Source organism: Dietzia alimentaria 72 (genome assembly GCF_000226215.1).
Lineage (GTDB): Bacteria > Actinomycetota > Actinomycetes > Mycobacteriales > Mycobacteriaceae > Dietzia > Dietzia alimentaria.
In genome coordinates this window covers 318,736-328,295 of the sequence record NZ_AGFF01000007.1, presented here as the reverse complement: position 1 = coordinate 328,295, position 9,560 = coordinate 318,736, and the positions used below count along the sequence as shown (strand labels likewise).

Below are 9,560 nucleotides of genomic sequence, written 5' to 3'. Positions count from 1 at the left end.
GTCTCTCCCCCTAGCCCGACAAGTTGAAGTTGCCGTCTCCGCCGTAGATGGCGAGGGAGACGAGGAGGGTCACGGTGACGACGGCGATAAGTGAAGTGCGGACGGCGTTACCGACCGCGGAACCGACTCCTGCGGGTCCGCCTGCGGCGTTGTAGCCGTAGTACGTGTGAATGAGCATGATCGTGATGGCCATGCAGATGGCCTGCACAAATGACCAGAGGATGTCCGAGGGGATGAGGAACGTCGAGAAATAGTGGTCGTACACGCCTCCGGACTGTCCATAGATGCTCACGGTGGCGAACCTGCTGGCCAGGAAGGATGCGATTACGGCGAGTGAATACAGCGGGATGACCGCGATCATTCCGGCCACAATCCTCGTCGAGACAAGGTACGTGATCGAGTCGATGGCCATCACCTCGAGAGCGTCGATCTCCTCCGAGACGCGCATGGCGCCGAGCTGAGCGGTCGCTCCGGCGCCGATGGTGGCGGCCAGGCCGATCCCGGCGATAACCGGTGCTGCGATCCGAACGTTGATGAACGCCGCGAAAAAGCCGGTCAAAGCCTCGACCCCGACGTCGGTAAGTGAGGAGAAACCTTGGACGGCGATGACGCCACCGGTGGCGAGGGTGAGGAAACCGACGATCACGACCGTGCCCCCGATGACCGCCAGGGCACCGGTGCCCATCGCGATCTCGGCGATGAGCCGAAGAGTCTCTTTGGGGTACTGGGTCAGCGCTCGGGGGGTGGACAACAGCGCGCGCCAGAAAAAAAGCGCGTGATCTCCCAGGTTGTCGAAGCCGCCGCCCAGCCTGTGGCCGGCCCGTGACAATCGCGGGAACCGGGTGGTCTCGATGACGGTCATCTCACGCCCCCAGCACCTTAACTCCGACCGCGGTGAGCACGGTATTGACGACGAAGAGGGACATGAACGCGAACACCACGGTCTCGTTCACGGCGTTGCCCACGTCCTTCGGGCCGCCACGAACGTAAAGACCTTTGTAGCAGGCGACCAGGCCCGCCAGCATGCCGAACATTCCCGCCTTGATCTGCGCCAGGACGAGTTCCCCGAAGCCCGTGAGCAACGTAATTCCGTTGACGAACGCTCCCGGGTTGACCCCTTGAAGGAGGACGGAGAACAGGAACCCACCGAGGATCCCGATCGTGATGACCAGGCCGTTGAGCATCAGTGCGACGAAGGTCGACGCAGCGACCCGCGGAACGACCAGCCGCTTCACCGGGTCGATGCCCAGGACCTCCATGGCGTCGATCTCCTCGCGAATGGTCCGCGCACCTAGGTCGGCACAGATCGCCGTGGCCCCTGCTCCTGCGACAATGAGCACTGTCACCATTGGGCCCACCTGCGTAACGGCTCCGAGTGCGGCACCAGCTCCTGAGAGGTCGGCTGCACCGATTTCACGTAGGAGGATGTTGAGCGTGAAACTCACCAGAACCGTGAAAGGTATTGCCACCAGCACCGTCGCGAGCATGGACACCCTGGCGATGAACCAGGATTGTTCAACAAACTCGCGGCCCTGTCGCACGATGGACGGGAACGAGACGAACGTGTCCAGAGTCAGTGCGAAGAAGTCGCCTACTCCCCTGAGTGGCGCATCGAGAATTTTCGCCATGGCGCCCCCCTCCTGTTAATAAAGCGCCCCCCGCCGCACCCGGCCTGAACAAGTGACCGACTCGGTGTGACGCGGCTTACACACTAGCTAGAACACGTTCTTATTAGCAAGAACTTCCGATTACCCCCAATCGGTGCCCCTACTTGCGTGCGGGCAATCTAACACGATCGCCCGCCCCTCGAGGACAACCCCCGCCGCGCTTAACGGTCGACGCGCGGCGGGGGTTCCTGCTCGATATCAGAGCTTCATGATCTCCGCGGCCGAGAACGACTTGCCCTCGGGCCTTCCGGACCAGTGATCCGAGACAGCGTCCGCGAACGTACGGCGATCCCACACGCCGCCCTCGGCGTCGAACCGCCGCTCGACAACCGGGGCCTCCACGAGCGCAACCATGCCTCCGTATACCACGAAGAGCTGCCCACTGACTTCGGAGGCGGACGGCGACGCGAGGTACGACACCAGGTCCGCGACGCGGTCCGGCGACAGAGGGTCCGGCCCCTTGGACTCGTCCCAGTCCTCGAACACAGCCTCTGTCATGCCGGTGCGTCCGCGCGGGGCGATCGCGTTGGCCGTGCAGCCGATCCGGCCCAGCACCCGCGACGCCGAGAGCGTGAGCGCGGTGATGCCGGCCTTGGCGGCGCCGTAGTTGGCCTGCCCGGGTGGGCCGAACAGTCCGGCCTCGGACGAGGTGTTGATGAGCCGACCGTAGATCGGAGCGCTTCCCTCGCTGCGTTTCTTGTCCTCGGCGCGCCAGTGCGCGGCCGCGTTGCGGGTGAGGAGAAAGTGCCCGCGGAGGTGCACCTTGACCACCGCGTCAAAGTCCTCGTCGGACATGTTGAACAGCATCTTGTCGCGGGTGATGCCCGCGTTGTTGACGACCACGTGGGGACCGCCGAGCTTGATGGCCTCGGCCATCATGGCGTCGGCGGTCTCGCGCTCGGAGACGTCGCCCACCACGAGAGCAGCCTTGGCGCCCGCGGCCTCGATGTCCGCGATCACCGCGTCCGTGTCGTCGGAGGACCGAATGTCGTTGATGACCACCGCCGCCGCGCCCGAACGGGCCAGCTCCACGGCCTCGGCAGCACCGAGCCCGGAACCGGATCCGGTGACAACTGCGACCCGGCCATCGAGCGAGAGGTCCTGATCCAGCGCCCTGCGCTCCACCCCGGCGCTCACTGGGCAACCTTCAGTGCTGCCATCGGGCACTTCTCCACGGCCTTGAGAGCTCGCTTCTGGTGCTCTTCCGGCACCTCGTCGACGATGACGCGAACGATCTCGTCGTCGTCGTTCAGCTCGAAAACCTTGGGCGCGAGGCCCACGCACACGGCCTGCCCCTCACAGCGGTCGGGATCCACTTCAATCCTCATGCCGGTCCTCCTTGCCAAGTCCCGTAGCCTCTCTGGCCCCGGGGATGGTCCGATACTATGTGAACCACGACACTAGAACGTGTTCCACCCGACGAAGAGCATAGGGCATATGGACATCAGCTACACCCCGGGCCAGGAACGCCTTCGGGACGAATTACGCGAGTACTTCGCGGCGCTGATGACCCCCGAACGCCGCGCGGCCTTCACCTCGACCACCGGCGAGTACGGCTACGGGAACGCCTACCGCGAGATCGTCGCGGAGATGGGCCACGACGGCTGGCTGACGCTGGGCTGGCCTGAGAAGTACGGCGGCCAGGGCCGCCCGATGATCGACCAGTTGATTTTCACCGACGAGGCTGCGATCGCCGGCGTCCCGGTCCCGTTCCTTACCATCAACTCGGTCGCACCGACCATCATGGCGTTCGGCTCCGACGACCAGAAGAACTACTTCCTCCCGCGTATCAGTCGTGGCGAGCTACATTTCGGCATCGGCTACTCCGAGCCCGATTCGGGCACCGACCTGGCCTCCCTGCGAACCCGCGCGGTCCGCGAGGCGGGCACCGGTGAGCACGAGGGGCGGGATGTGTACCGAATCAACGGCCAGAAAATGTGGACGTCGCTGGTCGCCTACGCCGATTGGATCTGGCTGGCGGCCCGCACCAACCCGGAAGCCCCGCGCCACAAGGGCATCTCGATGATCGTCGTTCCCACCGACGCCGACGGTTTCTCGTGGACTCCCGTGCACACCATGGCCGGTCCCGATACCAGCGCCACCTATTACCAGGACGTGGTGGTCTCGGCGAGCAACCTCGTCGGCCCTGAACACGGTGGCTGGCCGCTCATGACCAACCAGCTCAACCACGAACGTGTCGCGCTCACCTCGGCCGCGCCCCTGCAGGCCTCGCTGCGGCAGGTGCTGCGATGGTCGCGGGAGACGCCCTCGGCGGATGTGGGTCTGCCCGGCGGCGGCACCGTGATCGAACACGAGTGGGTGCGCACCCACCTGGCGCGCGTGCACGCCATGGCCGAGTATCTGGCGCTGCGGAACTGGGAGATCGTCAGCGCAGGCTCGGCCGCACCCACTCGCATCGCCGCGTCCGCGACCAAGGTGTACGGCACCGAGACCGCTTGCGAGGCCTACCGTCTACTCATGGAGGTGCTCGGCTCGTCGGGCAATCAGCGCGCGCACTCCCCCACGGCCGCGCTGCACGGCCGCATAGAGCGGCTGCACCGCTCCGCGCTCATCCTCACCTTCGGCGGCGGCACCAACGAGGTGCAACGCGACATCATCGCCACTGCCGGCCTCGGGCTACCGCCTGCTCCCCGGGTCACGGCCGCCAGCACTCCCCGCCCGCCCAGCACCCCCAGCAAGGAGCGCTGACATGGATTTTTCCGTCGACGACACCGCTACAGAGCTGGCGGGCCTCGTCCGCCGAATGGGCGAGCAACTGGTCACCGACGACTCCCTGCGGGAGCTCGACGCCCGCTTCGGTCCCGGCACCGAATCCGGCGGCGCCGACCGCTCCACCGCGCGGTTCCACGCCCGTTACTGGGAGGAGCTGGTCCGCGCCGGCGTGCCTGCGGCGCTCGCGCCCGAGCGGCTCGGTGGCGCTGGGCTCGGGGTGGTAGGCGAGGCGCTAGTGCTGCGGGAGCTCGGCCGCGTCCTCGCACCTGTCCCCCTGTCGCCCGCGATCCGCGCCGCGCACCTACTCGACGACGCAGGCCTGACCGGGCGTTCCACCGCGGTGGCCGAGGGCCGCGAGATCGCGGCGGTGGCCGGTGGTCAGGTGCATCGCGGAGCGGAAGTGGACTGGGCCCCGATCGCCGACGTCCTGGTCTCGCCCGCACCGTTCCCGGACCACCCCCTGCTCTGGGTGTGCGATGTCGCGACCGCCACCGCGGCGAGCACCGTCCGGATCGAGCGGACCGTACCGGTGGACTTCTCCTGCGCGGGGATCGTCGAGGGCGCCCCGATGTACCTCCCCTTGGCCGATCGCGATCCGGATGCACCGAACGCCGGTTACGAGTTCTCCGCGGGCAACTCGCTCCCGTCGGTGTCCGCTGCAACGCAGCAGTTCGACGCCCTGCGCCGCCGCGTCCATTTGGCCGCGTACCAGTGGGGTGTGCTTGAGGCTGCCCTCGAGCGGACAGCGGCCTATGCGTCGACCCGCCACCAGTTCGGCCGGCCCATCGGGTCGTTCCAAGCCGTCGCCGCGAGACTGGCCGACGGACTGATCGACGTGGACGCCGTGCGCCTGTCCACGCTGCGCGCGGCCTACGAACTCGACGCGTGTAGTGCACAGCACGCCGGCACAGCCACTGTCACCGCAGCCGCCCGCTCCGCGGTGGCGTCCGCCCACTTCTGGGCCTGCGACGCCGGCCACCGCGTGGCGCACAGCGCAGTTCACATCCACGGCGGCGTGGGCCTCGACCGGTCCGAACCCCTCCACCGCTACTTCCTCGCCGCCAAGGCCTCCGAGTTCCGCCTGGGTGGCGCAACCCGGCAACTGATCGACCTTGGCGACGTGCTGGCCACCGATGGCGACCCCTGGGAGCATTCAGCATGAGCAACACCACAGATTCCACCGCGTCTACCCGCCGCGTGCGGACGATCGCGGACGTGGCGGCAGACCCGTTCATCTCGGTAGCCGACGCGGTGCGCGCCCTCAACGACGTAGCCGACCGCGGCATCTGGGCCGACGGCGAGTTCACGCCGTGGTCGCAGGCTGTCGATGAGATCGCGGTGCGGATCGCCGCGCTGCGGGAAGTGATGACCTCGTCGTCGTCATCGTCAAACAACCCCGGTGCGCGGCCTGCCCATGCCCACGTGGGTGTGCTTATGGCGGGCACACCCGAGTACCTCCACCTGCTCGGCGCGGCGGCCTGCTCGGAGCTGGTCGTGGCCGGGCTCAACCCGACGCGGCGCGGCGCGGCGCTCCTGCGCGACGCCACACTGGCCGACTGCGCGGTCATCCTCACCGACTCGGCGAACGAGCCGCTCCTCGACGGCCTCGACCCCGGTGTGCCGGTGATCTCCGTGGACTCTCCCGAGTGGGCTGTGCTGCTGGACCGCCACGCCGACACCAGCCTGCCCGATCCCGCCACCGTACCCACCGGCCCGGACGATCTGGTGGCTCTCGTGTTCACCTCCGGCACCAGCGGCGATCCCAAGGCCGTGCGCATCACCCAGTTCAAGATCTCGGTGCCGTCGCGGATGCTCGCCGAGCGGTTCGGCATGGGCCCGGACGACTGCGTGTACAGCGCCATGCCGTTGTTCCACTCCAATGCGGTGATGGTGGCGTGGCCGATGTCGCTGTTCGCGCAGTGCTCGATCGCGCAGCGCCGTCACTTCAGCGCCTCGGGTTGGCTGGCCGACGTACGCCGCTACAGCTGTACCTTCGCCAACTACGTGGGCGCGCCGCTGTCCTACATCCTCGCCACCGCTGAGCGCGACGACGACGCCCAGAACCCCATGCGCGTGGTCTACGGCAACGAGGCCCCGGCGGATGTCCGCCACGAGTTCGCGCGGCGGTTCGGCGTGACCGTGGTCGATGGCTTCGGCTCCAGCGAGGGCGGCCTATCCATAACCCGTACCCCCGACACGCCGGACGCCGCGCTCGGCCCGCTGCCCGCGGGCGTACGGATCATCGATGTGGAGACAGGCGCCGAGTGTTCCCGCGCACACTTCTCTGCGGACGGCGCCCTGGTCAACGCCGACGAGGCCGTGGGCGAGCTCGTGGCCGACGGGCCGGGGCTGTTCGCGGGCTACTGGGGCGACCCGGCCGCCGACGCCGAGAGGATGCGCGGGGGACGGTTCCACACCGGCGATCTGGCGTATGTCGACGACGACGAGTTCGTCTACTTCGCCGGCCGCTCCGGCGGATGGATGCGGGTGGACGGTGAGAACCTGGCCGCCGCCCCGATCGAGCGCATCCTGCGGCGCCATCCCGATGTGGCCGAGGTGGGCGTATACGCCGTGCCGGCGGACGCGGTGCGCGGTCCGGGCGCCATCGGCGACGCGGTGGCCGCGGCGATAGTGCTGGGTGGCGGCGACGGCGTCGCGGGTTCGCGCGAAGACGTGGTCAGCGAATTCGGCGAGTTCCTCGCAGCCCAGCCTGATCTGGGACCCAAACAGTGGCCGTCCCTGCTGCGGGTGACCTCGGCGCTGCCCCGCACGGCGAGCTTCAAGTTCCGGGCCCGAGACCTGGTCGACCGCGGCACGGAGCCCGCCGGCGACGACGTCTGGGTGCGCGTGCACGGGTCACAGGAGTACGCCCGCGCCTAAGACGGTGGCGGGTCATCACACCACCCTGGCCTCAGCGTGCGACTGTGACAGCTCGTAGGTTTTGACGATCCAGAAAGTCGCAAACGCGTAGAGCGCGGCGGTCTCCACGAGGAACAGCGCCATGGTGGAGTCCGCCAACCAGGCGAGCAGCAGCGAAAGTGCGGGGAAGAACAAGACCAGCACGATGAGGACCCGGTACACGGCTCGATACCCGCGCTGTTGCGCCGGCTTCGGGATCGAACCGACGGTCGACTGCCCGTAGAAGAAGATCGACAGCGCGGCCAGGATGAAGAAGGCCGCCGCTGCGAGGACGTGGATGACGTTGGCCGCGTCCAATCCGGGCAATCCGGGGTCTTCGGTCGGGAACAACGCCGCGACGATCGCCAGGGTTCCCGCAGCGTTGAGCAGTCGGTTTTCACCGCGCGTGTATCCGCGGTACGCCACCAGCGCGACGCCGATCGCCACCAGGGTGCCCACGAACAGGCCGCGAGCCGGCGTGTAATAGAAGGCGCTGATCGAATTCACAAAGTCCACGGCAGGATCGATACCTGCCCACACCAGTAGTGCCGGCGGCAGTGCCAGTGCCCCGCCGGCGATCACCAGCCGGAGAACAAAATAAGTCTCCACGATGTAGGCCGCGGGCGCCTCGCAGAAGGTGTCCCGATCGCTCGGAGCTCCGTGGTCGTACTCTGCCTGCTGCACGCTCACACCTCGAATCCGCCGCGGTATCAGCCCGTGATCGCGACGAGCCAGTCGCTGATGGCCTCGGCCACGTTCTCCGGTGCTTCCACCGGGACCATGTGTCCGGCCGGCGCGATCTCGACGTAGGCCACGGGGGCGACGTCGCCGCCAGCGGTCGCTGCGCCCACAGTCTGGGCACCGTTCGCTCCCGCCCAGCGGCGCTGCTCGGCGGTGGGCACCACCTGGTCGTGTGACGCCCCCACGATCAACACCGGGCAGGGCGCCTGCGCCGGGAACGTGCTGCGGTCGGGGCGTCGGCCCAGAGCCACCGAGTGCGCTGCGAACCGGTCTGGGCCGTACCCGTGCGCGGCCCGAAGCCGTTCTGCCCTGACCTTCGGATCCCGGCCGCGGTCGCCGTAGTAGACCGCCTCCATGCCGTCGAGCGCGATCTCCTCGTATGCCTCCGCGCTCAGGCCCGCAGCCCGGGCGGCGCGCGCGCTGGCAGACTCCGGGTCCTCCGCACCCACAGGCGCGGTCACCAAAACGAGGCCGGTGAGCAGGGAGGGGTGCCGCTCGGCGAGGTGCATGGCCACCACCCCGCCGAGGGAGTGCCCGACGACGACGCTGCCGGTCGCGATCTGCCCGGCCACCTCATCGACGAGCGCGTCGAGGTCGGGCACAGCCGGCAGATCCAGGGCCGTGGCGGTCAGATCGCCAGGCAGCGCGCGCAAGACCGGGTCCCACGACTGCGCGTCGCCGTGCAGGCCAGGGAGAAAGACGAGGTCGGTCATCAGTCCTCGGACACAGTCACGTTGACCTCGATGTTGCCCTGGGTGGCCCGGGAGTAGGGGCACAGCTCGTGCGCCTGCTTGGCCAACTCGTCGGACTGCTCGCGATCGAGATCGGGGATGACCACCTCGAGCTCTACGGCTAGCTCGATGCTGCTCTCCCCTGCCGGCACGAGCGATACCCGGGCACCCACCGAGGCGCCGTCGATCTTGACCTTCTTCATCCGCGCGGCACTCTGCAGAGCCGAGAGGAAGCAGGCCGCATAGCCTGCGGCGAACAACTGCTCGGGATTGTTGCCCTCGCCCGAGCCGCCGAGCTCCTTGGGTGGAGCCATCTCCAGATCAATCGACCCGTCGCTGGTGGCGACGTGGCCATCACGGCCACCTCCGGTCGACAGGGCCTCAACGGTGTACAACGGATCCGCCATAGCAGTTCTCCTCCTTTGGGTGGGCGTGCTCGCATCGCCAAACGTACGCCCGTTCGCTGCGTCGCTTGAGGAATCCGTGGGAAAGTGGGGCATGACCACCACGCCCCCGCCCGACCCGGACCCCAGCGACTCCCCCGACCTCGACGCTGGCGGCTCGCCCACCGGCCCGCAGACGCCGGACTCGGATTCCACCTCCCTGGCCTCCGACAGTGCGCGGACGGGGCAGAGCCCGACCAAGACCAACTCACGCATCGGGGTCTACGTCGTGCTGGCGGTCATCATCCTGGTCGTGCTGCTGATGGCCCTCGGACTCATCGGCAGGCTGTTCGGCCTGGGCTGACGCGGGCTCGCCTTGCCACCGCCGGCGGCTGCCCGGCCGGAGA

11 protein-coding genes are annotated in these 9,560 nt (G+C 68.0%); 4 read left to right on the top strand and 7 right to left on the bottom strand.

Features of this window, described 5'->3' with window-relative positions; all coding sequences use genetic code 11:
• Positions 1-10 precede the first annotated feature (10 nt).
• The 4 genes from ON04_RS03970 to ON04_RS03955 all read right to left on the bottom strand — a co-directional run bounded on the left by ON04_RS03970 (position 11) and on the right by ON04_RS03955 (position 2,995).
• Positions 11-862, bottom strand: coding sequence for an MlaE family ABC transporter permease (locus ON04_RS03970; protein WP_010540293.1), 852 nt, complete (start codon positions 860-862; stop codon positions 11-13).
• A 1-nt stretch (position 863) separates the two neighbouring features.
• Positions 864-1,628, bottom strand: a complete 765-nt coding sequence (locus ON04_RS03965; RefSeq protein WP_010540292.1) for an MlaE family ABC transporter permease — start codon at positions 1,626-1,628, stop codon at positions 864-866.
• A 237-nt stretch (positions 1,629-1,865) separates the two neighbouring features.
• On the bottom strand, positions 1,866-2,804 hold the full coding sequence (locus tag ON04_RS03960; RefSeq protein WP_010540291.1) for a 3-oxoacyl-ACP reductase: 939 nt from the start codon (positions 2,802-2,804) through the stop codon (positions 1,866-1,868).
• Positions 2,801-2,995, bottom strand: coding sequence for a ferredoxin (locus ON04_RS03955; protein ID WP_010540290.1), 195 nt, complete (start codon positions 2,993-2,995; stop codon positions 2,801-2,803). The genes ON04_RS03960 and ON04_RS03955 overlap by 4 nt, the downstream gene beginning before the upstream one ends.
• 109 nt (positions 2,996-3,104) lie before the next feature.
• Here ON04_RS03955 and ON04_RS03950 point away from each other — a divergent pair, with 109 nt between their 5' ends.
• Genes ON04_RS03950 through ON04_RS03940 form a run of 3 tightly spaced genes read left to right on the top strand, consistent with a single transcriptional unit; the run spans position 3,105 to position 7,280 of the window.
• Positions 3,105-4,376, top strand: a complete 1,272-nt coding sequence (locus ON04_RS03950) for an acyl-CoA dehydrogenase family protein (RefSeq protein ID WP_010540289.1) — start codon at positions 3,105-3,107, stop codon at positions 4,374-4,376.
• 1 nt (position 4,377) lies between these two features.
• Positions 4,378-5,562, top strand: a complete 1,185-nt coding sequence (locus ON04_RS03945) for an acyl-CoA dehydrogenase family protein (RefSeq protein ID WP_010540288.1) — start codon at positions 4,378-4,380, stop codon at positions 5,560-5,562.
• A complete protein-coding gene (locus tag ON04_RS03940) occupies positions 5,559-7,280 on the top strand; it encodes an AMP-binding protein (protein ID WP_010540287.1) in 1,722 nt (573 codons plus the stop codon). The genes ON04_RS03945 and ON04_RS03940 overlap by 4 nt, the downstream gene beginning before the upstream one ends.
• A 15-nt stretch (positions 7,281-7,295) precedes the next feature.
• Here the strand turns inward: ON04_RS03940 and ON04_RS03935 are convergent, their stop codons facing one another.
• From ON04_RS03935 to ON04_RS03925, 3 genes are read right to left on the bottom strand one after another with little or no spacing between them, the layout of a single operon-like run.
• A complete protein-coding gene (locus ON04_RS03935; protein WP_238529224.1) occupies positions 7,296-7,982 on the bottom strand; it encodes a hypothetical protein in 687 nt (228 codons plus the stop codon).
• 26 nt (positions 7,983-8,008) lie between these two features.
• On the bottom strand, positions 8,009-8,752 hold the full coding sequence (locus ON04_RS03930) for an alpha/beta fold hydrolase (RefSeq protein WP_010540285.1): 744 nt from the start codon (positions 8,750-8,752) through the stop codon (positions 8,009-8,011).
• Positions 8,752-9,177 (bottom strand): organic hydroperoxide resistance protein, encoded by a 426-nt coding sequence (locus ON04_RS03925; RefSeq protein WP_010540284.1) that lies wholly within the window; start codon positions 9,175-9,177, stop codon positions 8,752-8,754. Before ON04_RS03925 ends, ON04_RS03930 begins: the two co-directional genes overlap by 1 nt.
• Positions 9,178-9,268: 91 nt before the next feature.
• On the opposite strand from ON04_RS03925, the gene ON04_RS03920 reads away from it, so the two are divergent.
• Complete coding sequence (locus ON04_RS03920; RefSeq protein ID WP_010540283.1) at positions 9,269-9,517, top strand: DUF6480 family protein; 249 nt, start codon at positions 9,269-9,271, stop codon at positions 9,515-9,517.
• Positions 9,518-9,560 lie beyond the last annotated feature (43 nt).

Bases quoted from the DNA above. Each gene is read 5' to 3' on its own strand.
- ON04_RS03925 (WP_010540284.1), bottom strand. From the start codon at position 9,177: ATGGCGGATCCGTTGTACACCGTTGAGGCCCTGTCGACCGGAGGTGGC.
- ON04_RS03955 (WP_010540290.1), bottom strand. From the start codon at position 2,995: ATGAGGATTGAAGTGGATCCCGACCGCTGTGAGGGGCAGGCCGTGTGC.
- ON04_RS03950 (WP_010540289.1), top strand. From the start codon at position 3,105: ATGGACATCAGCTACACCCCGGGCCAGGAACGCCTTCGGGACGAATTA.
- ON04_RS03970 (WP_010540293.1), bottom strand. From the start codon at position 862: ATGACCGTCATCGAGACCACCCGGTTCCCGCGATTGTCACGGGCCGGC.
- ON04_RS03930 (WP_010540285.1), bottom strand. From the start codon at position 8,752: ATGACCGACCTCGTCTTTCTCCCTGGCCTGCACGGCGACGCGCAGTCG.
- ON04_RS03945 (WP_010540288.1), top strand. From the start codon at position 4,378: ATGGATTTTTCCGTCGACGACACCGCTACAGAGCTGGCGGGCCTCGTC.
- ON04_RS03965 (WP_010540292.1), bottom strand. From the start codon at position 1,628: ATGGCGAAAATTCTCGATGCGCCACTCAGGGGAGTAGGCGACTTCTTC.
- ON04_RS03920 (WP_010540283.1), top strand. From the start codon at position 9,269: ATGACCACCACGCCCCCGCCCGACCCGGACCCCAGCGACTCCCCCGAC.
- ON04_RS03940 (WP_010540287.1), top strand. From the start codon at position 5,559: ATGAGCAACACCACAGATTCCACCGCGTCTACCCGCCGCGTGCGGACG.